This is a genomic window from Amnibacterium sp., from assembly GCF_036559085.1.
Taxonomy (GTDB): domain Bacteria; phylum Actinomycetota; class Actinomycetes; order Actinomycetales; family Microbacteriaceae; genus Amnibacterium.
In genome coordinates this window covers 48,430-71,786 of sequence record NZ_DATBTU010000023.1, presented here as the reverse complement: position 1 = coordinate 71,786, position 23,357 = coordinate 48,430, and the positions used below count along the sequence as shown (strand labels likewise).

23 protein-coding genes are annotated in these 23,357 nt (G+C 73.2%); 16 read left to right on the top strand and 7 right to left on the bottom strand.

Annotated features, from left to right (window positions below; genetic code table 11):
- Positions 1-5: 5 nt before the first annotated feature.
- The gene (locus tag VIG76_RS04120; RefSeq protein ID WP_331951331.1) at positions 6-779 is read right to left on the bottom strand and encodes a putative protein N(5)-glutamine methyltransferase; all 774 of its coding nucleotides are present in this window, start codon (positions 777-779) and stop codon (positions 6-8) included.
- A complete protein-coding gene (locus VIG76_RS04115; protein ID WP_331951329.1) occupies positions 776-3,046 on the bottom strand; it encodes an SDR family oxidoreductase in 2,271 nt (756 codons plus the stop codon). Before VIG76_RS04115 ends, VIG76_RS04120 begins: the two co-directional genes overlap by 4 nt.
- A gap of 22 nt (positions 3,047-3,068) precedes the next feature.
- On the opposite strand from VIG76_RS04115, the gene VIG76_RS04110 reads away from it, so the two are divergent.
- The 7 genes from VIG76_RS04110 to VIG76_RS04080 all read left to right on the top strand — a co-directional run bounded on the left by VIG76_RS04110 (position 3,069) and on the right by VIG76_RS04080 (position 12,434).
- The gene (locus VIG76_RS04110; RefSeq protein ID WP_331951327.1) at positions 3,069-3,848 is read left to right on the top strand and encodes an SDR family NAD(P)-dependent oxidoreductase; all 780 of its coding nucleotides are present in this window, start codon (positions 3,069-3,071) and stop codon (positions 3,846-3,848) included.
- Positions 3,845-4,609: a lysophospholipid acyltransferase family protein gene (locus tag VIG76_RS04105; protein WP_331951325.1), complete on the top strand. Its 765-nt coding sequence runs from the start codon at positions 3,845-3,847 to the stop codon at positions 4,607-4,609. The genes VIG76_RS04110 and VIG76_RS04105 overlap by 4 nt, the downstream gene beginning before the upstream one ends.
- The gene (locus VIG76_RS04100; protein WP_331951323.1) at positions 4,606-6,381 is read left to right on the top strand and encodes an FAD-binding oxidoreductase; all 1,776 of its coding nucleotides are present in this window, start codon (positions 4,606-4,608) and stop codon (positions 6,379-6,381) included. Before VIG76_RS04105 ends, VIG76_RS04100 begins: the two co-directional genes overlap by 4 nt.
- Positions 6,382-6,535: 154 nt before the next feature.
- Positions 6,536-7,723 (top strand): MFS transporter, encoded by a 1,188-nt coding sequence (locus VIG76_RS04095; protein ID WP_331951321.1) that lies wholly within the window; start codon positions 6,536-6,538, stop codon positions 7,721-7,723.
- Positions 7,724-7,958: 235 nt separating this feature from the next.
- The gene (locus VIG76_RS04090) at positions 7,959-10,181 is read left to right on the top strand and encodes a polyribonucleotide nucleotidyltransferase (RefSeq protein WP_331951319.1); all 2,223 of its coding nucleotides are present in this window, start codon (positions 7,959-7,961) and stop codon (positions 10,179-10,181) included.
- A 120-nt stretch (positions 10,182-10,301) separates the two neighbouring features.
- The gene (locus tag VIG76_RS04085) at positions 10,302-11,246 is read left to right on the top strand and encodes an aldo/keto reductase (RefSeq protein ID WP_331951317.1); all 945 of its coding nucleotides are present in this window, start codon (positions 10,302-10,304) and stop codon (positions 11,244-11,246) included.
- Between the two features lie 96 nt (positions 11,247-11,342).
- Positions 11,343-12,434, top strand: a complete 1,092-nt coding sequence (locus tag VIG76_RS04080) for an aldo/keto reductase (RefSeq protein WP_331951315.1) — start codon at positions 11,343-11,345, stop codon at positions 12,432-12,434.
- Between the two features lie 7 nt (positions 12,435-12,441).
- Here VIG76_RS04080 and VIG76_RS04075 read toward each other — a convergent pair whose 3' ends face one another.
- The gene (locus VIG76_RS04075; protein ID WP_331951312.1) at positions 12,442-13,038 is read right to left on the bottom strand and encodes a TetR/AcrR family transcriptional regulator; all 597 of its coding nucleotides are present in this window, start codon (positions 13,036-13,038) and stop codon (positions 12,442-12,444) included.
- A 166-nt stretch (positions 13,039-13,204) separates the two neighbouring features.
- Here VIG76_RS04075 and VIG76_RS04070 point away from each other — a divergent pair, with 166 nt between their 5' ends.
- Positions 13,205-13,807 (top strand): histidine phosphatase family protein, encoded by a 603-nt coding sequence (locus tag VIG76_RS04070; protein ID WP_331951310.1) that lies wholly within the window; start codon positions 13,205-13,207, stop codon positions 13,805-13,807.
- 14 nt (positions 13,808-13,821) lie between these two features.
- On the opposite strand, the gene VIG76_RS04065 is transcribed toward VIG76_RS04070, so the two are convergent.
- Positions 13,822-14,292 carry a GNAT family N-acetyltransferase gene (locus VIG76_RS04065; RefSeq protein WP_331951308.1) on the bottom strand — a complete coding sequence of 157 codons (471 nt, stop codon included), beginning with the start codon at positions 14,290-14,292 and terminating at the stop codon, positions 13,822-13,824.
- A gap of 44 nt (positions 14,293-14,336) precedes the next feature.
- Between VIG76_RS04065 and dapB the strand changes: the two genes are divergently transcribed.
- Together dapB and VIG76_RS04055 are read left to right on the top strand one after the other, a co-directional pair.
- On the top strand, positions 14,337-15,137 hold the full coding sequence (gene dapB, locus VIG76_RS04060) for a 4-hydroxy-tetrahydrodipicolinate reductase (protein WP_331951306.1): 801 nt from the start codon (positions 14,337-14,339) through the stop codon (positions 15,135-15,137).
- Complete coding sequence (locus tag VIG76_RS04055; RefSeq protein ID WP_331951304.1) at positions 15,137-15,583, top strand: hypothetical protein; 447 nt, start codon at positions 15,137-15,139, stop codon at positions 15,581-15,583. The genes dapB and VIG76_RS04055 overlap by 1 nt, the downstream gene beginning before the upstream one ends.
- Here the strand turns inward: VIG76_RS04055 and VIG76_RS04050 are convergent.
- The gene (locus VIG76_RS04050) at positions 15,558-16,595 is read right to left on the bottom strand and encodes a TIGR01777 family oxidoreductase (RefSeq protein ID WP_331951302.1); all 1,038 of its coding nucleotides are present in this window, start codon (positions 16,593-16,595) and stop codon (positions 15,558-15,560) included. The genes VIG76_RS04055 and VIG76_RS04050 overlap by 26 nt on opposite strands.
- A 25-nt stretch (positions 16,596-16,620) precedes the next feature.
- Entirely contained in the window at positions 16,621-17,046 is a 426-nt protein-coding gene (locus VIG76_RS04045) for a thioredoxin family protein (RefSeq protein ID WP_331951300.1), read from the bottom strand.
- A gap of 83 nt (positions 17,047-17,129) precedes the next feature.
- On the opposite strand from VIG76_RS04045, the gene thyX reads away from it, so the two are divergent.
- The gene (gene thyX / locus VIG76_RS04040) at positions 17,130-17,840 is read left to right on the top strand and encodes an FAD-dependent thymidylate synthase (protein ID WP_331951534.1); all 711 of its coding nucleotides are present in this window, start codon (positions 17,130-17,132) and stop codon (positions 17,838-17,840) included.
- Positions 17,841-17,962: 122 nt separating this feature from the next.
- On the opposite strand, the gene VIG76_RS04035 is transcribed toward thyX, so the two are convergent.
- Positions 17,963-18,232, bottom strand: a complete 270-nt coding sequence (locus VIG76_RS04035; RefSeq protein ID WP_331951298.1) for an endonuclease domain-containing protein — start codon at positions 18,230-18,232, stop codon at positions 17,963-17,965.
- An 830-nt stretch (positions 18,233-19,062) separates the two neighbouring features.
- On the opposite strand from VIG76_RS04035, the gene dapA reads away from it, so the two are divergent.
- From dapA to VIG76_RS04010, 5 genes are all read left to right on the top strand, one after another.
- Positions 19,063-20,031, top strand: a complete 969-nt coding sequence (gene dapA, locus VIG76_RS04030) for a 4-hydroxy-tetrahydrodipicolinate synthase (protein WP_331951296.1) — start codon at positions 19,063-19,065, stop codon at positions 20,029-20,031.
- Positions 20,028-21,707 (top strand): ribonuclease J, encoded by a 1,680-nt coding sequence (locus VIG76_RS04025; protein ID WP_331951294.1) that lies wholly within the window; start codon positions 20,028-20,030, stop codon positions 21,705-21,707. Before dapA ends, VIG76_RS04025 begins: the two co-directional genes overlap by 4 nt.
- A 150-nt stretch (positions 21,708-21,857) precedes the next feature.
- A complete protein-coding gene (locus tag VIG76_RS04020; RefSeq protein ID WP_331951292.1) occupies positions 21,858-22,220 on the top strand; it encodes an ArsR/SmtB family transcription factor in 363 nt (120 codons plus the stop codon).
- 4 nt (positions 22,221-22,224) lie between these two features.
- The gene (locus VIG76_RS04015) at positions 22,225-22,725 is read left to right on the top strand and encodes an SRPBCC family protein (protein WP_331951290.1); all 501 of its coding nucleotides are present in this window, start codon (positions 22,225-22,227) and stop codon (positions 22,723-22,725) included.
- Positions 22,726-22,864: 139 nt separating this feature from the next.
- On the top strand, positions 22,865-23,353 hold the full coding sequence (locus VIG76_RS04010; protein ID WP_331951288.1) for a GNAT family N-acetyltransferase: 489 nt from the start codon (positions 22,865-22,867) through the stop codon (positions 23,351-23,353).
- Positions 23,354-23,357: the final 4 nt, after the last annotated feature.

Genomic DNA, 23,357 nt, shown 5'->3' with positions numbered 1-23,357 from the left:
CCGGGTCAGGCCGACCGGCGGCCGATCGCGACGGTCCCGTCCACCTCGTCGTCGCTGTCCACCTCGACCTCGAGGCCTGCGGAGGACAGCAGCACGGCCGTCCAGCCGGCCTGCGTCCGGCCGGTCTCGATGAGCACCGCGCCGCCCGGCGCGAGCCACTCCGGCGCGGCTGCTGCGATGCGGCGATGGAGGTCGAGGCCGTCGGTGCCGCCGTCGAGCGCCATCCGGGCCTCGTGGTCGCGCGCCTCGGGCGGCATCGTCGCGATCGCGTCGGTCGGGACGTACGGGGCGTTGACGGCCAGCACGTCGATCCGGCCCCGGAGGTCTTCGGGCAGCGCATCGAAGAGGTCGCCCTCGGTCACGACGCCGCCGAGCGGCTCGAGGTTGCGGCGCGCGCAGGCGACCGCGGCCGGATCCAGGTCCGCCGCGTGCAGCACGCCCGGCGACGCGAGCGCGGCGATCACCATCGCGACCGCGCCGGTGCCGCAGCAGAGGTCGACGGCGACGCCCCCGGCCGGCAGCAGCGCGGCCGCGCGCCGCGCGAGCAGCTCGGTTCGCCGCCGGGGCACGAAGACCCGGGGCGCCGTCCGCACCCGCAGCCCGCAGAACTCGGCCCAGCCGAGGATCGTCTCGAGCGGCTCCCCGCCGACGCGGCGCCGGACGAGGTCCTCGAGCGCCTCGGGCGACGACGCCTCGGCGAGCAGCAGGGCCGCCTCGTCCTCGGCGAAGACGGATCCGGCCGCCCGGAGCCGCGCGGCGACGGCGTCGGCCGTGCTCACACCGGGGTGAGGTCGGCGCGCGTGACGCCGCCGCGGCGCCAGTCGACGATCCGCCAACGCCGACGCAGGGCCTCCCGGGAGAGCCGTGCGTCGGGGTTCACCGCGGTCGCGGTGCCGACGAGTGCGAGCCAGGGCAGGTCCGCGGCGCTGTCGCCGTACCCGTACGACTTCGTGAGGTCGATGCCCTCGCGCTCGGCGAACCGGGACAGCCAGGAGGCGCGCGCCTCGTCGACGAGCGGCGGCCGGGCGAGGTAGCCGGTGAGCACGCCGTCCGCCTCGTGCATCTCGCTCGCGACGACCTCGTCGAAGAGTTCGGCGACGGGGGAGGCGAGGGTGCCGATGGAGCCGGTGAGCAGCACGGTCCGGTGCCCGGCGGCCCGGTGCTCGCGCACCCGCTCGAGGGCCGCGGCGCTCGTGTGCGCGAGCAGCGTGTCCGTGTAGCCGCCCCGCACCGACGCGGCGAGGCGCGCCGACGGCATCCCGGCGTAGCGACGGAGGAAGGTGCGCACGAACTCCCCGCGGTCGCGGCGCTCGGCGGCGAGGTACGCGGGCAGCGCCGCGAGCAGCGCGGCGGTCTCGGCGAGCACCTGCACGGAGCCGGCGTCGGCCTGCTTCACCCAGAGGTACTGGAGCACGATGTTCGAGTCGACGACGGTGCCCTCGAGATCGAAGACGGCCACCACATCGCTGCGCTGGGGCAGGGCCGGCGGCTCGGCCGCCGCCGCACGCTCGCCGCCCCGCCGCGAGAACACGCGCATCAGCCCCGTGATCGCGGGGAAGTGCACGCGCTGCAGGTAGTCGTTCCAGTCGATCCGCGTCGGATCGAAGCCGAGGTCCTCGGCCTGGCGCTCGGGGATCGCGGCCTGGAGCCGGCGCGCCTGGGTGTCGTCGAAGATCTGCTCCGTGCCGACGTAGGCGCGGTAGAGCTCGGACAGGCTCCGCATGACGGCGAGGTCGCTGCGGCGCCGGTCGAGGCCGCGCTGCCGGTCGCGGGTGCGTGGCGTGGACGGCAGGCGCTCGAGCACCCGGTCCGCGAGGTCCGCGCCGCGCTCGGCGCGCTTCAGCGCGCGCTCGACCCGACGATCGCCGGGGAACTGCCAGGTGGGCACGTGCGCGGTGCCGCGGACGTCGTCCGGGATGGGGTTCGCGGTGAAGTAGGCGCGCACGTTCTCGTACATCGAGTGGAACGGCAGCGGATTCGACGCCCCGGAGGCCACGTGCAGGTACCGGGGCGCACCGGCGGGCGGTGGCGTCGCCGCCGCGGCCAGCACGGCGTTCACCACGTGGTCGACGGGGATCACGTCGAGGACCGAGTCGGGCACGCCGGGGAAGTCGGGCAGCTGCCCGCGACCGAAGGCGAGGATCAGCGGATCCGCGACCTTGAAGCCGTCGATCCAGCCGGGGAACGGATGCGCGAGCGCGCTCTCGATGACGCTCGGCCGCACGATGGAGAGCCGGTGCCCGGCGCCCCAGGCCTCCTCGGCAGCACGCTCGGCGAAGGCCTTGGTCATCGTGTAGACGTCGGTCCAGCCGAGGCTCTGCGCCCGGGTGCGGCCGGCCTCGACGAGCCGGCGCTTCACCATCTCCTGCCTGGCGGTCTCGGTCGCCTGGGCGACGGCCTGCGGGCCCTGCTTGCCTCGGGCGGCCCGTGCCTCGGCCATCAGGCGCTTGAGCACCGCGGGCTCCCGCGACGCGAGCTCCGCACGATCGCGGGCGCGGCCTGCCGCATCCGCCTCCGCGCGCCAGTCGACCTCGTGCGGCAGCCGCGCCTCGAGCAGCACCCCCTTGCGGATGCCCCCGACGTAGCAGGTGGACACGTGCACGACGTGGGGGTCGGAGCCCGATGCGGCGAGCGCCGCGTACAGCGCGCGGGCGCCGCCGACGTTCGTGGCGAAGGCCTCGTCGATCGGCGGATCGAAGGACACCGTCGACGCGCTGTGGATCACGACGTCGAGGTCGGCCGGCAGCACGCCGGGCTCGGTGAGCGAGCCCTCGTGGGCGATCACGCGCTCGGCGAAGATCCGCGCCGCCTCGTCCTTGCCGACGCGCTCCCGCCAGGGCTTGAACACGGGCTTCGACAGCAGCTTCGCGAGACGGTCGGCGCCGGAGACGGAGCCCTTGCCGCGCACGAGCACGGTGATCGTGGTGTCCGGGTGGGAGACGAGCAGCCGCTCGAGCAGCGCCTGGCCCACGAAGCCGGTGCCACCGGTGAGCAGCACGTGACCTGCGAGCGGGCCCACGGCCTCGGACTGGGCCGGGAGAGTCATCGTGCTCGTATCGTATGCGTTCATGGCGACTGCGCTCGTGACCGGGGGGACGAGCGGCATCGGCGCCGCCTTCGCGAGGGCGCTCGCGCACCGGGGCTTCGATCTCGTGCTCGTCGCGCGGGACGCCGAGCGGCTCGAGTCCGAGGCGGCGCACTACCGCTCCCTCGGCCGCCGGGTCGAGGTGCTCGTGGCGGATCTCGCCGACCGCGCCGACGTGCAGCGGGTCGCGGAGCGGCTCGAGGACCCCGCGCATCCGGTCGAGGTGCTCGTGAACAACGCGGGCTTCTCGGTGCGCGCCCGCCTCACGGATCCGGACGTCAGCGAGCACGACCGGGCCTTCGAGGTGATGGTGCGGGCCGTGCTCGTGCTCGCGGGCGCCGCCGCACGAGGGATGCGGCAGCGGGGCCACGGCAGCATCGTGAACGTGTCGAGCACGGCGGGGTTCATCACGATGGGGGCCTACTCGGCGATCAAGGCGTGGGTCACCGCCTACACGGAGGGGCTCGCGAACGAGCTGCACGGCACGGGGGTGCGGGTGATGGCGCTCGCGCCCGGCTGGGTGCACACGGAGTTCCACGAACGGGCCGGCGTCGGGGTCTCGGGGATCCCGGAGGCGCTCTGGATCGACGCCGACGCGCTCGTCGCGGACGCCCTCCGCGACCTCGTGCGGGGCAGGGTGGTGTCGATCCCGACGCTCCGCTACAAGTCGCTCATGTTCCTCGTGCGGCATGGGCCGCGAAGCGGGATCCGAGCCGTTTCCCGGGCGCTGTCCGGCCGCAGGAGCGGTAACCTCCAGTCGTGACGACGCGGCTCCAAACCGGATTGGACGCCCGCTCCGAAGCCCGGGACGTGCGGCTCGACCGATACACCTCGAAGCCGATGGCGGCGGCTCGCTACGTCGCGCAGCGCATCGTGCTGGCCGGGGTCGTCCGCGGGGTCACACGGGTGCAGGTGTTCGGCCGCACCGAGATCGAGACCCTCCGCGGCGCGTTCGTGGTCGTCGCGAACCACACGAGCCACCTCGACGCCCCGCTCGTCTTCACCACCCTGCCGAGGCGCCTCGCGCGGTACCTCGCCGCCGGCGCCGCCGCCGACTACTTCTTCGACGTCCCCTGGCGTCGCGGGCTCACCACCCTGTTCTTCAACGCCTTCCCGATCCATCGCACCGGCATGGAGAAGAAGAGCTCCGAGGCCCGCGCGCTGCTGGGCCGCGGCGTCCCGCTGCTCGTGTTCCCCGAGGGCACCCGCGGCAAGGCCGGCAGCATGGGCCAGTTCAAGGCGGGGGCCGCGGCGCTCGCGGCGCGCGCCGACGTGCCGTGCGTCCCGGTCGCGATCATCGGCGCCGACATCGCCCATCCGCGCGGCTCGAAGTGGCCGAAGAGCGGCAGGCCGCCCGTGGCCGTCGTCTACGGCCGACCGGTGTTCGCGGCGACGGGGGAGTCCCCGGCGGACTACATGCGCCGCGTCCGCGGCGAGGTGCAGCGACTGCACGACGAGAACGAGCACCGGGTGCTGACCGGCCGGCGGCCGAGCGTGCACCTGCATCAGGAGGAGCTTCCGTGACGGACCTGTCCGACCTCGTCGAGACGCCCGACGCCGAGCGGGAGCCGCAGACGGGGAACGGGCAGCCGGTGGCCGCGGGCGTCCCGTCCGACGGCACCGTCACCGCGGTGCGCGACGTGCCCCACATGAAGTGGTGGGGCTGGGGCGTCCCCGGCGTCGCGTTCCACCACGAGGACAAGCCCGGGTTCGCGCCGTTCGTGATCAAGGCAGTCGGCCTCGACCTGCACGCCGTCTCGCCGCTCGACCCGCCGTCGTTCGAGGGCATCGACGTCCCCGCGTCCCGCGACGACGGGCGCGTCCGCGCCGCCGCCGCGGAGATCGTCGGCGCCGACGCCGTCACCGACGACGCGCTCGCCCGCGTCGTGCACACCTACGGCAAGAGCCTCCGCGACCTCGTGCGCATCCGCGCCGGGGTGCTGCCGCGCACGCCCGACCTGGTGGTCTATCCGGGCACCGAGGACGAGGTGCAGGCGCTCGTCGCCGCCCTCGTCGGCCTCGACGCCGTGCTGATCCCGTTCGGCGGCGGCAGCAACATCGCCGGATCCCTCGAGCCCGACCCCACCGAGACGCGCGTCGTCGTGTCCGTCGACCTCGGTCGGCTCGACCGCCTGATCGACATCGACGAGGCCTCGGGCCTCGCCCGGATCCAGGCCGGCGCGCTCGGCCCCGTGCTCGAGGCGCAGCTGAACGAGCGCGGCTGGACGATCGGCCACTTCCCCGACTCGTTCACCCACTCCACCCTCGGCGGCTGGGTCGCCACGCGCTCCTCCGGGATGCAGTCGGACAAGTACGGCGACATCGCCGACATCGCCCGCGGCATGCGGGTGGCGAGGCCCAACGGCCTGCTCGACGTGAAGGCGTACCCGTCCGCATCCACCGGCCCCAGCGTGCGCGAGCTGATCCTCGGCAGCGAGGGGCGCCTCGGCGTCATCACCGAGGTCACCGTGCAGGTGCACCGCGTGCCGGCGAAGCGCGTCATCCACGCCTACTTCTTCCCGAACTGGACGGCGGGCCTCGCCGCGATGCAGGCGATCGCGGCCAGCGACACGCATCCGACCGTCACCCGGGTGTCGGACGCCCGCGAGACCGGCTTCTCGCTCGCCACCGCGAAGGAGTCGAAGGGGCTGTCCGGGCTCGCCCAGAAGGGCCTCATGGCGTTCCTGAAGCGCCGCGGCTGGGACCTCGACGAGCTCTGCCTCTCCTTCATCGGCTACGAGGGCGAGCCCGACCACGTCGCCCGCCAGCGCAAGGCGGTCGAGAGGATCGTGAAGCGCCACGGCGGCATCGGCGTGGGCACCGGTCCCGGGGTGCTCTACGACCAGAAGAAGTTCGACACCCCGTACCTCCGCGACTTCCTGCTCGACCGCGGCACCGCCGGCGACGTGTCCGAGACCGCGGCGCCGTGGTCGAAGCTCCGGGCGGTGTACGACCGGGCGATCGCCGCGGCCGAGGAGGCGTACGCGAGCCTCGGGCGCCAGGGCTGGATCATGGCGCACCTCTCGCACTCGTACCACGGCGGCGCGTGCCTCTACTTCACCTTCGCGTTCGTCTTCGGCGACGACCCGGTGGGGGAGTACGACGTCGTGAAGACGGCGGTGCAGCAGGCGTTCGCGGATGCGGGCGGCTCGCTCTCGCACCACCACGGCGTCGGCCTGGAGCACGCCGCCTGGATGCCCGACGCGGTCTCCGCCGAGGGCGTCGGCATGCTGCAGGGCGTCTTCGCGGCCACCGACCCGGGCGGCAACCTCAACCCGGCCAAGATCGTCCCCTGACCCGCTCTCGCGCGGGCATCCATCGCGTCGTTCCGGAGTTCCTGAGCGACACGCCGCGATTGGACGCTCATCCGCGGGGTGTCGTCCAGTTTCTCCGGATCCGCGCGATGAGGCGCTGAGCCGGCGCCGAGGTGACGGCTGGAACCATCGAGGGATGGGGGAGCGGCGGGGTGGCGCTGGTGCGTTCTGGACCCTCGGCGCCGTGTTCCTCGTCGCCATGTCCTTCACGACGATCCCGACGCCGCTCTACGCGGGGTTCGAGCGGCAGGACGGGTTCCCCACCTTCCTCGTGACGGTCGTGTTCGCCGCCTACGCGGTGGGCGTCGCCGGTGCGCTCGTGCTCGTCGGCCACCTCGGCGACGTGCTCGGGCGACGGCCGATCGCCCTCGCCGCGCTCGGCGCCCAGCTGGTGGCGGCCGTCCTGTTCCTCGTCTGGCCGCAGCTGCCCGGGCTCCTGGTCGGCCGGGTCGTCTCCGGCGCCGGCATCGGCGCGCTCACCGCGTCCGCCACCGCGCAGCTGAGCGAGCTGCACGGCCGCTGGCGCGGCAACGGCGCGCTCGCCGGCGCCGTCGCGACCGTCGCGAACATCGGCGGCCTCGGCCTCGGCCCGCTCGTCGCGGGCGCCCTCGCGGTGCTCGCGCCGGCGCCGCTCGTCACGCCGTTCCTCGTCTACCTGGTGGTGCTCGCGCTCGCGGCGGTCGCCGTGCTGCTCGTGCCCGAGACCGTGGACCGGCCGGATCCGCTGCCGCCGTACCGCCCCCAGCGGATCGCGGTGCATCCGGAGGCGCGCGGCGCCTTCCTCGCGGCCGGCATCGCGGTCTTCGCGGGCTTCAGCGTCTTCGGCCTCTTCGGCGCCGTCACGCCGACCCTGCTGTCGAAGGTCTTCGGCGCCGGCTCCCCGCTCGCGATCGGCGCCGTCACCTGGGCCGTCTTCACCGCCGGCGCGCTCGCGCAGCTCGCGTTCCTGAAGGCGGCGCTGCGGACGTCGCTGGTCACGGCGATCGTCGCGATGGTGGCCGGGCTCGCAGTGCTCGGCAGCGCGCCCGCGCTCGGGTCCCTGCCGCTGTTCGTGCTCGGCGCCGTGATCGCGGGTGCCGGCGTCGGCCTGCTCTTCCGCGCCTGCCTCGGGCTCGTCGGCCCGATGGCGCCGGAGGAGCGCCGCGGGGAGACCCTCGCCGGGCTGTTCCTGCTCGCCTACCTCGGCCTCATCGTGCCGGTGCTCGCGGTCGGCGGGGCCCTCGCGGCGCTGCCGCCCGTGCCGGTGCTCGGCGCCTTCGCCGCCGTCGTCGCGCTGCTCGTGCTCGTCTCCGGGGTGCGCCTCGAGCGCCGCACCGCGGCCTGAGGCGGCCTGCCTGATAGCATGGACGGGTCCCGCATGTGCGGGGCACGGAGCAGACCGGCAGGAAGCTGGTCGTTAGTGGTGGACCTCGGGGCGGCACGCGCCCGCGATCTTCTACTGATGACCAGGAGCCGTACCGGCGGAGCAGCCCCCGATCGACGGGCGGATGCCCGCAGCGGCTTGCCACGCTCCTTCCTGCCGAATGCTCCTCCACTTTCACGTGAAGGAGAGCGACCTCTTGGAAGGTCCTGAGATCAAGTCCGCCGAAGCCGTCATCGACAACGGCCGCTACGGCACCCGCACCATCCGATTCGAAGCCGGCCGGCTCGCGCAGCAGGCTCAGGGCAGCGTCGCCGCCTACCTCGACGAGGACACGATGCTGCTGTCCGCGACGAGCATCAGCAAGCAGCCGAAGGAGCAGTTCGACTTCTTCCCGCTGACCGTCGACGTCGAGGAGCGCTCGTACGCCGCGGGCAAGATCCCCGGCTCGTTCTTCCGCCGCGAGGGCCGCCCCTCCACCGAGGCGATCCTCGTCTGCCGCCTGATCGACCGGCCCCTGCGCCCGTCGTTCGTCAACGGCCTCCGCAACGAGGTCCAGATCGTCATCACCGTGCTGTCGATCGCCCCGGGCGAGTTCTACGACGCCCTCGCCATCAACGCGGCGAGCGCCTCCAGCCAGCTCTCCGGCGTGCCGTTCTCCGGCCCGATCGCCGGTGTGCGCCTCGCGCTCATCGAGGGCCAGTGGGTCGCGTTCCCGACCTTCGCGCAGCTCGAGGACGCCGTCTTCGACCTCACGGTCGCGGGCCGGGTCACCGAGTCCGGCGACGTCGCGATCATGATGGTCGAGGCCGAGGCGACGGAGACCGCGTTCGAGAAGATCCGCGCGGGCGCCGTGAAGCCGAACGAGGAGGTCGTGGCCCAGGGCCTCGAGGCCTCCAAGCCCTTCATCAAGGTGCTCGTCGAGGCCCAGGCGAAGCTCGCCCAGCAGGCCGCGAAGGAGACCCGCGAGTACCCGGTGTTCCTGCCCTACACGGAGCAGACCTACGCCGTCGTCGAGGACCTCGCGCTCGAGGACCTGGGGGCCGTGTACCGGATCGCCGGCAAGGTCGAGCGGCAGGACGCCGACGACAACCTGAAGTCGCGCGTCAAGGACGCCGTCCAGATGATGGTCGAAGGCGGCGAGCTGCCGGCCTCCGCACTCGGCGAGGTCTCCGGGGCGTACAAGTCGGTCACGAAGAAGGTCGTCCGCGGCCGGATCCTCAGCGAGGGCGTCCGCATGGACGGCCGCGGGCTGAAGGACATCCGTCCGCTCGACGCCGAGGTCGCGGTCATCCCGCGCGTGCACGGCTCCGCCATCTTCCAGCGCGGTGAGACCCAGATCCTGGGCGTCACCACGCTGAACATGCTGAAGATGGAGCAGCAGATCGACTCGCTGTCGCCCGTCACGAAGAAGCGCTACCTGCACCACTACAACTTCCCGCCCTACTCCACCGGTGAGACCGGTCGCGTCGGGTCGCCGAAGCGTCGCGAGATCGGGCACGGCTTCCTCGCCGAGCGCGCCCTCGTGCCGGTGCTCCCCGCCCGCGAGGACTTCCCCTACGCGATCCGCCAGGTGTCCGAGGCGCTGAGCTCCAACGGCTCGACGTCCATGGGCTCGGTCTGCGCGTCCACGCTGTCCCTGCTGAACGCGGGCGTGCCGCTGAAGGCCCCCGTGGCCGGCATCGCGATGGGCCTCGTCTCCGACACCGTCGACGGCGAGACCCGCTACGCGACCCTGACGGACATCCTGGGCGCGGAGGACGCGCTCGGCGACATGGACTTCAAGGTCGCCGGCACCGCCGAGTTCGTCACCGCGATCCAGCTCGACACGAAGCTCGACGGCATCCCGTCGTCGGTGCTCGACGGCGCGCTGAAGCAGGCCCGTGAGGCCCGCCTCACGATCCTGAACGTGCTGAACCAGGCGATCGAGGGCCCGGATGAGATGGCGCCGACCGCGCCGCGCGTCATCAGCGTGCAGATCCCGGTCGACAAGATCGGCGAGCTGATCGGCCCGAAGGGCAAGACGATCAACTCGATCCAGGACGAGACCGGCGCCGACATCTCCATCGAGGAGGACGGCACCGTCTACATCGGCGCCGTCGACGGCCCGTCCGCCGAGGCCGCCCGCCAGGCGGTCAACGCGATCGCGAACCCGCACAACCCGGAGATCGGCGAGCGGTTCCTCGGAACCGTCGTGAAGATCGCCGCGTTCGGCGCGTTCGTGTCGCTCCTGCCCGGCCGCGACGGCCTGCTGCACATCTCGGAGGTGCGCAAGCTCGCCGGCGGCAAGCGGGTCGAGAACGTCGAGGACGTGCTCGCCGTGGGCCAGAAGATCCAGGTCGAGATCACGAAGATGGACGACCGCGGCAAGCTGTCGCTCGCGCCCGTGGTCGACGAGCCGGCGGAGCCGGCCACCGTCTGAGCCCTGAAGTGAGCAAGGCCCCCGACCCGTATCAGGGCCGGGGGCCTTTCTTCAAGCCCGTTCGCAGCGATTCTCGATATGGAATACTGCTGCGGCTCAGTTTTTCATGATGGGGGACGTGTGACGAGTCTGGCTCCGGGACCGGTCTCCCGCCGCATCGGCGGCACCGGGATGGCGGTCTACCCCATCGCGCTCGACGGCAGCGTGTTCGGCTGGGCATCGGACGCGAAGGCGACCTCGTCGACCCTCGACCTCTTCTACGCCGCCGGCGGCGACCTGATCAGCACCGCAGACCACTACGCGGGCGGCCGGAGCGAGATCATGATCGGCTCCTGGCTGTCCCGGCACGCCTCCCGCGAGCGCCTCGTCGTCGCGACGAAGGTCGGCAAGCACCCCGACGCCCACGGGCTCTCCCGGGCCGCGATCCACCGGGCGGTCGACGCCTCGCTCGAGCGCCTCGGCACCGACTGGATCGACCTCCTCGGTCTCGACCACGAGGACCCGAGCACGCCGATCGAGGAGACGCTGACGGCGGTCCAGGAGCTGATCATCGCCGGCAAGGTCGGGCACATCGCCGCGTCCGGCTTCAGCGCCGACGGCCTCCGCGAGGCCATCCGCGTCGCCCACCGCCTCGAGATCCCGGGCATCTCGACGGTGCTCCCCGAGTACAACCTGCTCGAGCGGGAGCCGTACGAGACCGAGGTCGCACCGATCGCGCTCTCGCAGGACCTCGGCGTGCTGCCGCGCACCCCGCTGGCCAGCGGGTACCTCCGTGGCGACTTCCGGTCCCGGCACGACAAGCCGGCCTCCCCGATCTTCGCCGGCGCCCTGAAGTACGTGAACCGCCGTGGCGCGGCCGTGCTCGCGGTCCTCGACGAGATCAGCGGGGAGGTCGGCCAGCACGTCGGCCGCGTGGCCCTCGCCTGGCTGCTGTCGAAGCCGCTCGTCGCCGCGCCCGTCGTGCGCGTGCCGACCGCCCGGCAGCTCGCGGACCTCATGCCGGCGGCGAACATCATCCTCACGCCCGAGCAGCTCGCCCGCCTCGACGCCATCTCCGAGCGGTAGACCGGTCCTTCCGCCTCGTCGGTGTCGCACACGGCGCCGGACGGCGGCCGCCGTTATCGTGATGGCCCTGCCGCGGACGGTGGGGAGGGCGGCGAGATGACGGATCCGATCGACGAGTTCGCGAGGCGCCCCGCCCGGCGGCGTCACGCGGCCGACGAGCCCGTCGTCGATGCGGCGCTCGAGGTCGTCCGCCGGGCCGAGGCGGCCCTCGCCGCCCAGCCGACCGTGCCGCTCCTCGACGAGCCGTCGGCGCCGTACCGGCTGCGTGCGCTCGACGGCACGGGCCTCGCGCTGCACCCGATCGCCCTGTCCGCCATGCGGTTCGGGACCGCCGTCCCCGCCGCCGAGGCGCACCGGGTGCTCGACGCGCACGCGGAGATCGGCGGCAACACCATCGAGGTCACCGACACGGTGTCGGGGCGCCAGGAGGAGGTCGTCGGGTCCTGGCTCGCGACGCGGCGCCGGCGGGAGCGCACCGTGGTCCTGGCGCGTGTGGGGCTGGCGGCCGAGCATCCGGGGTCCTCAGCGGCGGCGCTCACCGCGGCGGTCGACCGCCTGCGGGCCCGGCTCCGGACCGAGCGGGTCGACGTGCTCACCCTCGCCCTGCACGACCGGGCGACGAGCCTCGAGGAGACCCTCGTCGCGCTCGCGGCGCTGATCGAGTCCGGCCGCGTCGGGGCCGTCGCGGCCGGCGCGCACAGCGCCGCCCGGCTGATCGAGGCGCGCGTCGCCGCCGGGCAGCGCGGGCTGCCGCGGTTCGCCGCGGTCTCGCCCGTCTACAGCGCCCTGGAGCGCGCCGCCTACGAGGCGGACCTCGCCCCGATCGTCGTCGCGCAGGGACTCGGCTGCCTCCCGAGGTCGCCGCTCGCCGGTGGCTTCCTCACCGGCGCATCCGCGACGAAGGGCGGCCGCAAGCGGCTCAAGGAGCTCGATCCGGAGCGGGCCGAGCGTCTCGCCGCCACCGGGACGAAGCGCGGCCTGAAGGTGGTCGAGGCGATCGCCGCGCTCGCCCGCGAGCGCTCGGTGCCGACGTCCGCCGTCGCCCTGGCGTGGCTGCTCACCCGGCCGTCCGTCGTCGCGCCGATCGTCGGCCCGTCGGCGGCGGGGGAGGTGCCGGCGCTCGCGGCGGCGGCGGCGCTGCGCCTCACGGCGGCGGAGGTCGCCGCGCTGGAGCGCGCGACCGCGTAAGCAGTGGTCAGGCGGTGGAGGCCTCGGCGAGGATGCGGTGCGCGCCGCGCACGAAGGCCGAGGTCGCCGCGATGACGTCGCCCGCGTAGGAGCCGGCCATCGCGCCGTCGCGCAGGAGGTAGAACTCGTCGGCGGCCGCACCGGGCTGCGGGTGGCCGGCGGTCCGGAGCTGGTGCTCGAGGAAGCCGGAGAACCAGTCGCGGTGGTCCGCGATGGCCACGCGCACCGGATGCTTCGACGACGGGAACTCGGCCGCCGCGTTCAGGAACGGGTCGCCCCGGAAGTTCGGCCGGGCGGTGTCGGCCACGACGGCGTCCACGAGGGCGGCGAGCACGTCCGCGGGCTGCGGCGAGTCCTCGGCGAGCCCGGCGAGGGCCTGCCGGACGGCGGCGTCCCGGCCGGTGATGTACTCGAGGATGAGCGCGTCCTTCGAGCCGTACTGCTTGTAGAACGTGGCCTTCGTGACGCCCGCCTCGGCGATGATCCGGTCGATGCCGACCTGGACGATTCCGTCGGTGTAGAACAGCTCGTCCGCGACCTCGAGCAGCCGCACGCGCGCGTGCGAGGGTCGCCGCGCAGCGCTGCGGGCGGGTTCGTCGGTCACGACCGTCTCCTGTCCCGCCCGTATCGCACGGGCTCCGAAACGCTAGCAGCGCAGCGGACAGACCGGTCTGTCCGCCCCCGCCCGCGCCCACCCCCAGACCGGGTGCCCCCGGACCCGGGGGTGCGCCCGCTCGCGGACCGGATGCGGCGGGTAGCATCGGCCCGCGATGTCGCAGTACCTCTATCTCGTGCGCCACGGCGAGCACCTCGACGCGGAGCACGGGGTGAGCGACGGGCCGCTGTCCCCGCGCGGCCGCCGGCAGGCGGAGCTGCTCGCTGCACGCCTCGGCGGGGTCCCGCTGACCAACGCCTGGTACGCGCCGAGCCGGAGCGCCACGGAGACCGCCCAGATCCTCTCCGGGCTGCTGCCCGCCGTGGATCCGAAGCCGTCGGCCCTGCTCTTCGACTGCGTCCCGTCCGGCATGACGCCGGACACCCCGAAGGCCTTCGAGTCGTGGTTCGCCGCGGTGACGCCGGCGGAGGTCGAGGCGGGCCGGGCACAGATGGCGGACGCGATCAGCGAGTTCTTCGTCCCCGGCGGACACGACCGGCACGACCTGCTGATCACCCACAACTTCGTCATCGCGTGGTTCGTGCGGCACGCGATGGATGCGCCGAACTGGCGATGGCTGGGGCTGAACCAGTCGCACTGCGGGCTCACGGTCATCCGCGTCCGTCCGGGGCGTCCTCCGGTGCTCGTGGCCCACAACGACCTGGCCCACCTGCCGTTCGAGCTGCGGACGGGGCTGCCGGAGACCTCGCCGGTCTGAGGACCGGCGCCTGCTCAGTCGAGCGCCTTGCCGTACCAGTCGGTGGCGTTCGGGTTGTCGTTGTAGGGCGGCACAGGCACGAAGCCGGTGGACCGGTACAGCCCCCCGGCCGCCTCGAGGGACCGGTTCGTGTCGAGCACGAGCGTCGCCGCACCCGCGGCCCTCGCACACTCCTCGAGCGCGCCGAGCAGGACGCGGCCGAGCCCGCGTCCGCGCGCCGCGGGCACGACGTAGAGGTGCTTCACCTCGCTGCGCGCTCCCGCGTCCGTCGGCAGCAGGCTGCGCAGGCCGCCGCAGCCGAGGGGCGCGCCGTCGTCCTCGGTGAGCAGCAGGAACACGCCCGCGGGCGGCGCGAACGCGGCGGGGTCGGCGGTGGCGGGGCGGTAGCCGCCGGGTGTCGGGAAGCCGGCGGCCCGCTCGGCGAAGTAGTCGGCGAGGAGCGCGGCGGGCACCGGCTCGGTCGGGGAGACCGGGACGAGGCGCATGCGACCAGGGTAGAAGCGCCGCGCTGCCCGTAGGATTTCCGCCCGTGACCCGACGCATCGCCCTCGCCGGCGCATCCGGCCGGATGGGGCGCCTCGTCTGCGAGGTCGTCGCCGGGCTCGACGGGTTCGAGGTGACGGTGCCGCTCGGTTCGGGCGACGACCTCGCGCGCGTCGCCGAGGCCGACCTCGTCGTCGACGTCACCCTGCCCCAGGTCTCCCCGAAGGTCGTCGCCGCGGGCGTGCAGGCGGGGCTGCCGGTGCTCGTCGGCACGAGCGGCTGGTCCGCCGAGCGGATCGCCGCGCTGCGGCCGACGGTCCCGGCCGACGGACCCGGCGTGCTCGTCGTGCCGAACTTCTCGATCGGCGCGGTGCTCGCGGGTGCCTTCGCCGAGCAGGCCGCCGCCTGGTACGACTCGATCGAGATCGTGGAGGCCCACCACGCGGGCAAGGCCGACTCGCCCTCCGGTACCGCCGTCGCCACGGCCGAACGGATCAACACGGCCCGCAACGAGCTCGGGCCCGTCGTGGCCCCGCACACCGACCAGCGCGCCCGCGGCCAGCAGGTCGGCAGCGTGCCGGTCCACTCGCTGCGCGTCAGCGGCGTGCTCGCGCGGCAGGACGTGCTGTTCGGCGGCGCCGGGGAGCTGCTCACGCTGCGCCACGAGACCCTCTCTCCGGCGGCGTACGTCGCGGGCATCCGCCTCGCGCTGCAGGCGCTCGATCGCATCCAGGGCGTGGTCGTGGGCCTCGAGCACCTGCTGCTGCCGGCCGTGCGGCGACCGCGTCCTCCCGCCCCCGTCGCCGACGCCCCCGAGGGCCAGGCCGGGCTCGTCGCGGGGCCCTGATGGGGCGGGGGCTGCCCGCAGCCGCCCTCATGGGGCTGCTGCTCCTGCTCTACATCGTGGTGCTCGGCACCCGCGCAGTGGCGTTCCTCGGCAGCGGCAGCGCCGTCGGGATCGCCATCGGGGTCGCGCTGGTCGTGATCGCGCTGGTCGGCGCCTGGGCGCTCGTGCGCGAGTTCGCGTTCGGGCTGCGGAGCACCCGGCTGGTCCGGCGCCTCGGCGCGGAGGGCGGCCTGCTCGACGACGACCTGCCCCGCCGGCCGAGCGGCCGCGTCGACCGCACGGCGGCCACCGCCGCGTTCGACCGGTACCGCGACGACGCGACAGCGCATCCGGAGGACTGGCGGGCCTGGCTCCGGCTCGGCCTCGCCTACGACGCGAGCGGCGACCGGCGGCGCGCGCGAGCGGCGGTGCGGCGGGCGATCAGCCTGTCGGCTGCTCGACCCTGAGGGCGGCGTCGACCGCCTCGTCGCTGGTCCGATGCGTGAAGACGAAGCCGTCCTGCTCGAGCTTCTCGGGCACGACCTTCTGACTCGGCAGCAGCAGCTCCCGGCCGAGGTCGCCCATCCCGAGCTCGATCACCTTCTCGGGAATCTTGAACAGGTACGGGCGGTGCAGGTCGGTGGCGAGCCGTCGGGTGATCTGCTCGGCGGTGGCCGGGGTCGGCCCGGCGAGGTTCACCGGGCCCTCCAGCTCGCTCGTGAGCAGGTGGACGATCGCTGCCACCTCGTCGTGGAGGCTGATCCAGGGCCAGTGCTGCCCGCCGGAGGCGATGGTGGCGCCGAGCCCGAACGAGGTGGCGAGGCGCAGCGGCTTCAGGGCGCCGCCGTCGCCGCCGATGACGACGCCGGTGCGCAGCAGCGCCGTGCGCGTCTTGGGCGGCGCGAGCAGGGCGGCGGCCTCCCACGCCTCGACGACGTCGGCGAGGAAGCCGGCGCCGCGCTCGGACTCCTCGGTGAGCCGCACGCCGGGCCGGTCGCCGTAGATGCCCACCGCGGAGGCGGACAGGAAGATCGGCGGCGGGGACGCGGACATCCCCATGGCCTCGACGAGCGCCTGCGTCGCCTTCACCCGGGAGCGGAGGATCTGCTCCTTGTAGCGCGCCGTCCAGGGCACGTGGGTGAGCGGGGCGCCCGAGAGGTTGACGACCGCGTCGACGTGCTCGAGCAGCCGGAAGTCGAGGATCTTCGCGTCCGGCGCCCAGCTGAACTCGTTCTCGGAGCGGGGCGGCCGGCGCACGAGCCGCTGCACGGTGTGCCCGGCCTCGGTGAGGCGCTGCTGCAGGGCGGTGCCGATCATCCCGGAGGCGCCCGCGAGCAGCACCGTCAGCGTGGAGTCCTTGCGGATCGGGCGGCGGGCGACGGTGCGCGGCTCGGGGATCGGCGCGGCGGCCGGCGGCGCCTTGCGGGGCTTCGGTGCCGGCTTCGCGGACGGCACGGGGACGCGTTTCGTGCTCGCCATGGCACGAGCGTAGCCCGAGCGATCTTCAGGACGCGGCGACGCTCGCGAGCGCCGCGCGCACGTCCTCGGGACGGGCCGACCCCTTGATCCGGAACCGCAGCAGGCCGTCGCCGTCGAGCACGAAGACCGTCGGCGTGAGGGTGACGGCGTAGCGGCCGGCGAGGTCGCCGTGCCGGGTGAGGTCCACGGGCGCGATCCGCACCCCCTCGATCCCGTCGGCCGCGTCCTCGAGGATGCGGCGCACCGCCGCCGAGCGGATGTCGTGGTCAGAGGTGAACAGCAGCAGCGTGCCGCGCGGCCCGAACGCGTCGTCGGGCAGCACGACCTCGGCCGGGCGGATGCGCTCGCCGGATCCGCGCTTCATCGATCCGTCGCCGCGCAGCCAGAGGACCCCGACGGCCACGGCGGCGAGCACGGCGAGCAGGGTGATCACGGTGATCGCAGCGGCCACCTCGGCAGCGTAGGCGGCGGTGTCGCGGGCCGCCGCTAGGGTCGGTGGCCGTGAGCGACGAGCAACCGGAATTCCGCAGCGACATGACCGTGGAGCTCGTGCGGGGCAACGCGTCGGACGCCGACGTGCTGTTCGCGGCGCGGGTGTCGACCCAGGGCGAGCAGACTCTCGAGCGGGCGAAGGCCGACGCCGACGAGCCGACCGCGACCGAGAAGCGCGACCGCGGGCTGATCAACTACCTGATGCGCGACCGCCACGGCTCGCCCTTCGAGCACAACTCGATGACGTTCTACGTGCAGGCGCCGATCTTCGTCTTCCGGGAGTTCATGCGGCATCGCATCGCGTCCTACAACGAGGAGTCGGGCCGCTACCGCGAGCTGCGGCCGGTGTTCTACGTGCCGGGCCGCGACCGCGACCTCATCCAGGTCGGCAAGCCTGGCGCCTACGAGTTCCTGCCCGGCGACGACGCGCAGCACGAGCTCGTCGACCGCCTCACGCGGGAGCGCTCGCTCGCCGCCTATGAGGCGTACCGCAGCATGCTCGACGCGGGTGTCGCCCGTGAGGTGGCCCGCATCGTGCTGCCGCTGAACCTGTACTCCTCGATGTACGTGACGCTGAACGCGCGCAGCCTGATGAACTTCCTGTCGCTGCGCACGAAGCATCCGGCGTCGACGTTCCCGTCGTTCCCGCAGCGCGAGATCGAGCTCTGCGCGGAGGCGATGGAGGCGCACTGGGCGACCCTGATGCCGCACACCCACGCGGCCTTCACGGCGAACGGCCGCGTCGCGCCGTAGCCCCAGCCGAGCACTACGTCACTGCGCAAACGACGGAGCTTCTGCGCCGATCCGGCCCGGATCCGCATGAACCGGTCCGGTGGATGCGATTTCTCCGTCGTTTGCGCAGCGCGCTCGGCGCGTCACGCGGCGAGATGGTCGCCGCGGCTGATCGCGGCGAGGACCGCCTCCTCGACCTCGGGCCAGGACTCGTCGACCTGCTTGGCCATGAACCGGAGCACGCGGTACCCGAGCGCGGAGAGCAGCGCGTCCCGATGCCGATCAGCAGTGGGATCGCTGTGGTGCGCGATGCTGTCCAGCTCGATCACGAGCCGTTCCCCGATCAGGCAGTCGACGAATCCGACCCCCTCGATGGCCACCTGCTGCTGCACGAGCACGCCCAGCTTCGCCATCCGGTAGCGGAAGACGCTCTCCGTCCCGGAGTCCGAGGCACCCGATGCCTCCGGACCGCTCGAGGGAGGCGATCGAGCACGGCCCACCATTCGAGCAGGTCGATCCGGCCGCGGTTGAGGGCGGATTCCGCGACGGCGAGTGCGACCTCCGGCGGCGCGCATCGAGCCAGCTGTCGGAGGCAGCAACCGACGGACACGACGGTGCGGCTTCCGCCCGGATCGATGCCGGTCCAGTGGATCTCGACCCCGGCCACCCCCTGCAGACGCGTCCGGTAGCTTGACGGCGACCGGAGGCCGCGCGCATCCGGTTCGACGCAGACGTGGAAGCCCGGGATGACGGGCTCCCAGAGCCCGAGGGTCTTCGCGGCGCTTCCGCAGGCGAGCTGACCGCCGATGCGCGCGGCCCGAGCCTGGTCCGGCGGGAGGTCCGGGCGCGCGTACCAGCTCTGCCGGATGCGCTGGATCTCACCGTCGGCCAGCGCCCGCTCGATCCCCGTCCGGCCGATTCCGAAGGCGTGCAGCTCCGCGGTCTTGATGAGGTCGCCCTTGGCGAGGATGTGTCGCTGCAGTGGAGTCATGGCGCGGGACCGTGCCGGAGCCCGGCCCGGGAGGGCGCCGCTTCGTGCGTCGGAGGCGTCACGCCGGCCGCATCCGCCCCTGTGGAGGAGCGGATGCCGCGCGAACGACGGAGTTCTGGCGGGAACGGGCCCGAGATCCGTATGACTCGGGCCGGCGGATGGAGTTTCTCCGTCGTTCGCGCAGGGAGGGTGCGACGGGTGGGATGCGGCGACCCGGCTGAGGCGGTGGGCCTCGCCCGGTAGGGTTCTTCGGTGCCCGAGAACCCGTTCGGCCAGGTGCTGGTGGCCCTGGTCACCCCGTTCACCGCCGACGGCGAGGTCGACTGGCCGGGCGTCGAGCGGCACATCGACTCCTGCATCGTCGCGGGCGCCGATGGCATCGTCGTCTCCGGCACCACGGGGGAGACGAGCACCCTCACCGACCCCGAGAAGATCCGCCTCGTCGAGGTCGCGAAGTCGGTCGCGGACGGTCGCGCGAAGGTGATCCAGGGCGGCGGCTCGAACGAGACCGCGCACGCCATCGAGCTCTACCGGCACTCCGCGCACGCGGCCGACGGCGTGATGATCGTCACCCCGTACTACAACAAGCCGACGCAGGCCGGTCTGCTCACGCACTTCCGGATGGTCGCCGACGCCACGGATCTGCCGGTGATCCTCTACGACATCCCCGGCCGGACGGGCGTCCCGATCAGGTACGAGACGATCATCCGCGCGGCGAAGCACCCGAACATCGTCGGGATCAAGGACGCGAAGGGCGACTTCGCGGAGGTCAGCCGGGTGCTGAACCAGACCGACCTGCTCTACTTCTCGGGCGACGACGCGAACGTGCTGCCGCACCTCGCGATCGGCGCGTCCGGGCTGATCGGGGTGACGGCGAACATCGCCGCAGCCCCGTACCGCACCATCGTGGATGCGGTGAACCGCGGCGATCTGCACGCCGCGACCGCCCAGCACCGGCTGCTCGAGCCGCTGGTGCGGGCCGTGATGACGCACGTTCCCGGCACCGTGGCGGCGAAGTACGTGCTGCACGGGCTCGGGCGGATCGGCTCGCCGCGGGTGCGGCTGCCGCTGGTGGGACCTGAGGAGACGGAGGCCGCGATGATCGAGGACGAGCTGGCGCTCGTGCACGGCGTGGAGGGGGCGGACTTCAAGAACTTCCGCCCCGACCGGAACGCGGCGGCCGGCGGCGCGCTGCCGAAGGTCGCGGGGACCACCCGATGAGGCGCGCCCCGATCGCCGAGCCCGAGCCGCTGAAGCGCGGCGTGCTCCGCATCGTGCCGCTCGGCGGCCTCGGCGAGGTCGGCCGCAACATGACCGTCTTCGAGATGGACGGCAAGCTGCTCATCGTCGACGTCGGGGTGCTGTTCCCCGAGTCCGATCAGCCGGGCGTCGACCTGATCCTGCCCGACTTCGCCCCCATCAGGGATCGGCTCGACGACGTGCTCGGGGTCGTGCTGACGCACGGGCACGAGGACCACATCGGCGCCGTCCCGTACCTGCTGCGGCTCCGCAAGGACATCCCGATCCTCGGCTCGGCGCTGACCCTCGCCTTCGTCGAGGCGAAGCTGCAGGAGCACCGGATCAAGCCGTACACGCACACGGTGAAGGAGGGGCAGGTCGAGCGGCTGGGCCCCTTCGAGCTCGAGTTCGTCGCGGTGAACCACTCGATCCCGGATGCGCTCGCCGTCGCCATCCGCACGTCCGCCGGCACCGTGCTGCACACCGGCGACTTCAAGATGGACCAGCTGCCGCTCGACGGGCGGCTGACCGACCTGCGCGCCTTCGCGCGGCTCGGCGAGGCGGGCATCGACCTGTTCCTCGCCGACTCCACGAACGCCGACGTGCCCGGCTTCACCGCGCTCGAGCGGTCGATCGGGCCCGTGCTCGACGACGTGATCAGCCGCGCGCCGCGCCGCGTGATCGTCGCGAGCTTCTCGAGCCACGTGCACCGGGTGCAGCAGGTGCTCGACGCCGCGGCCCGGCACGGCCGCAAGGTCGCGCTGATCGGCCGCAGCATGGTGCGCAACATGGGCATCGCCGCGGACCTCGGCTACCTGAAGGTGCCGCAGGACGTGCTGATCGACGCGAAGCGGGCCGCCAACCTGCCCGACGCCGAGGTCGTCTACATGTCGACCGGGTCGCAGGGCGAGCCGATGGCCGTCCTGTCGCGGATGGCGAACCTCGAGCACCCGATCGAGATCGGCGAGGGCGACACGGTGATCCTCGCCTCGAGCCTCATCCCCGGCAACGAGAACGCCGTCTACCGCGTGATCAACGGGCTGACGAAGCTCGGCGCGAACGTCGTGCACAAGGGCAACGCGAAGGTGCACGTCTCCGGCCACGCCTCCGCCGGCGAGCTGATGTACGTCTACAACATCGTGAAGCCGAAGGGCGTCATGCCGGTGCACGGCGAGGTGCGGCACCAGGTCGCGAACGCTCGCATCGCGATCGACACCGGCGTGCCCGAGGACCGCGTGATCCTCGCGGACAACGGCACCGTCGTCGACCTGGAGAACGGTGTGCCCCGCATCGCCGGCCAGTACGACCTCGGCTTCGTCTACGTCGACGGCTCGAGCGTCGGCGCGATCACGGATGCGGACCTGAAGGACCGGCGGATCCTCGCCGAGGAGGGCTTCATCTCGATCTTCGTCGCGATCGACCCCTCCAACGGCAACGTCATCGTCGGCCCGGAGATCCAGGCCCGCGGGTTCGCCGAGGACGACGAGGTGTTCGAGACGGTGCGCCCGCAGATCGTGGCGGCGCTGTCCGACGCCGCCCGCAACGGCCCCGTCGACCTGCACACGTACCGGCAGGCCGTCCGCCGCACCGTCGGCCGCTGGGTGAACACGAAGCACCGACGCCGCCCGATGATCATCCCGGTGATCGTCAGCGCGTAGCCGCCCCTCGCCCGCCGTGCCATCCGCAGGACCGCGGGCGATGTGCAGGATGCATCACGGCGGGTCGTCCTGCAGACCGCTCGCGCTCCTGCGGAACGCACGGGGAGCAGCCCTTGTGCGCGCCGTCGTCCGGGTCTAACCTGAAACCAAATGGTTGCAGTTGTGGAGGCGGAGCCGTCGCGGGCGGAGATCGACCTGATCTTCCACGCGCTCGCGGACGCCACCCGGCGGGACATCCTCGCCCGGGTGATCGAGCGGGAGCGGTCGGTGTCGGCCCTGGCCGGCGCCTACCGGATGAGCCTCCCCGCCGTGCAGAAGCACGTCGCGGTGCTCGAGCGGGCCGGTCTCGTCGGCAAGGAGCGGATCGGGCGGGAGCAGCGCGTGCACGCCGAACCCGTCAGGATCCGCCAGGCGCGCGAGCTGCTCGACCGGTTCGAGCAGCTCTGGCGGCACCGGGTCGCAGCCATGGACGCCCTCCTCGCCGAGGAGCAGGCCCCACCGGAGAAGGAGTGAAGCGATGCCCGTCCTCGACGTCGAGAAGGACCTCGACAACCTGACCATGACCGTGACGGCCGAGTTCGCCGCGGACGTCGAGCGCGTCTGGGCGCTCTACGCCGACCCGCGCCGGCTCGAGCGCCACTGGGGCCCTCCCGGCTATCCCGCCACCTTCATCCAGCACGAGCTCGTGCCGGGCGCCCGCTCGCACTACTACATGACCGGACCGGCCGGCGAGCAGCCGCACGGGATCTGGATCGTGCGCGAGGTCGACGAGCCGCGCTCGTTCGTCGTCGACGACGCGTTCGCCGACGAGCAGGGCGAGCCGAACGAGGAGATGGGCTGGTCGCAGATGCGCGCCGAGCTCACCCCCGTCGACGGCGGCACCCGCGTGCGCTTCGTCACGACCTTCGCCTCGCGCGAGCAGCTGCAGCAGATGCTCGACATGGGCATGGAGCAGGGCCTCACCCTCGCCATGAACCAGATCGACGGGCTGCTCGCAGAGGAGTCCGCGGCCGTCTGAGTCGCGCCGAGGGGCCGCTTCGGGCGGAACGGGCGTCCGATGACGCCCGCAGACGCCCGAAACCGCCCGTCGCGGCCGAAACCGCGATCTGAGGCGCCCGTCGCGCGCGGCGCGGCCGGATCCGACAGGATGCTCCCTGATGGCACACCGGATCCGGCCCGCCGAGCAGACGGACGCCCCCTTCCTCGCCGACATGCTCGTCGAGGCCTTCGACTGGACCGCCACGCACGCGCGGTCCCGCGTCGAGCTGCTCGCGGATCCGAAGGTCAACCGCTACCTGCGCGGCTGGCGGCGGCCGGGCGACGGCGGGGTCGTCGCGGTCGACGATCACGGCGTGCCGCTCGGCGCCTGCTGGTACCGGGTGCTCCCCGAGCGCGACGCGGGCTACGGCTGGGTCGGCCCGGGCGTGCCCGAGCTGACGCTCGGCGTCCGGCCCATCCACCGCGCCCAGGGCCTCGGCCGCGCGCTGCTCGCCACCGCGTGCACCCAGGCCGCGGCGGCAGGCCACCAGCGCATCAGCCTGTCGGTCGAGCGGGCCAACTTCGCGTGGCGCCTCTACGTGAGCGAGGGCTTCGTCGTGACGGAGTCCGGCACCGACTCCGACACCATGGTGAAGACCCTGCGCTGACCCT

Excerpts from the sequence above, each read along its gene's own strand:
- VIG76_RS04115 (WP_331951329.1), bottom strand. The coding sequence starts at position 3,046 with ATGACTCTCCCGGCCCAGTCCGAGGCCGTGGGCCCGCTCGCAGGTCAC.
- VIG76_RS04110 (WP_331951327.1), top strand. The coding sequence starts at position 3,069 with ATGGCGACTGCGCTCGTGACCGGGGGGACGAGCGGCATCGGCGCCGCC.
- VIG76_RS04095 (WP_331951321.1), top strand. The coding sequence starts at position 6,536 with ATGGGGGAGCGGCGGGGTGGCGCTGGTGCGTTCTGGACCCTCGGCGCC.
- VIG76_RS04080 (WP_331951315.1), top strand. The coding sequence starts at position 11,343 with ATGACGGATCCGATCGACGAGTTCGCGAGGCGCCCCGCCCGGCGGCGT.
- VIG76_RS04070 (WP_331951310.1), top strand. The coding sequence starts at position 13,205 with ATGTCGCAGTACCTCTATCTCGTGCGCCACGGCGAGCACCTCGACGCG.
- VIG76_RS04065 (WP_331951308.1), bottom strand. The coding sequence starts at position 14,292 with ATGCGCCTCGTCCCGGTCTCCCCGACCGAGCCGGTGCCCGCCGCGCTC.
- VIG76_RS04055 (WP_331951304.1), top strand. The coding sequence starts at position 15,137 with ATGGGGCGGGGGCTGCCCGCAGCCGCCCTCATGGGGCTGCTGCTCCTG.
- VIG76_RS04050 (WP_331951302.1), bottom strand. The coding sequence starts at position 16,595 with ATGGCGAGCACGAAACGCGTCCCCGTGCCGTCCGCGAAGCCGGCACCG.
- thyX (WP_331951534.1), top strand. The coding sequence starts at position 17,130 with ATGACCGTGGAGCTCGTGCGGGGCAACGCGTCGGACGCCGACGTGCTG.
- VIG76_RS04035 (WP_331951298.1), bottom strand. The coding sequence starts at position 18,232 with ATGGCGAAGCTGGGCGTGCTCGTGCAGCAGCAGGTGGCCATCGAGGGG.
- VIG76_RS04025 (WP_331951294.1), top strand. The coding sequence starts at position 20,028 with ATGAGGCGCGCCCCGATCGCCGAGCCCGAGCCGCTGAAGCGCGGCGTG.
- VIG76_RS04020 (WP_331951292.1), top strand. The coding sequence starts at position 21,858 with ATGGTTGCAGTTGTGGAGGCGGAGCCGTCGCGGGCGGAGATCGACCTG.
- VIG76_RS04015 (WP_331951290.1), top strand. The coding sequence starts at position 22,225 with ATGCCCGTCCTCGACGTCGAGAAGGACCTCGACAACCTGACCATGACC.
- VIG76_RS04010 (WP_331951288.1), top strand. The coding sequence starts at position 22,865 with ATGGCACACCGGATCCGGCCCGCCGAGCAGACGGACGCCCCCTTCCTC.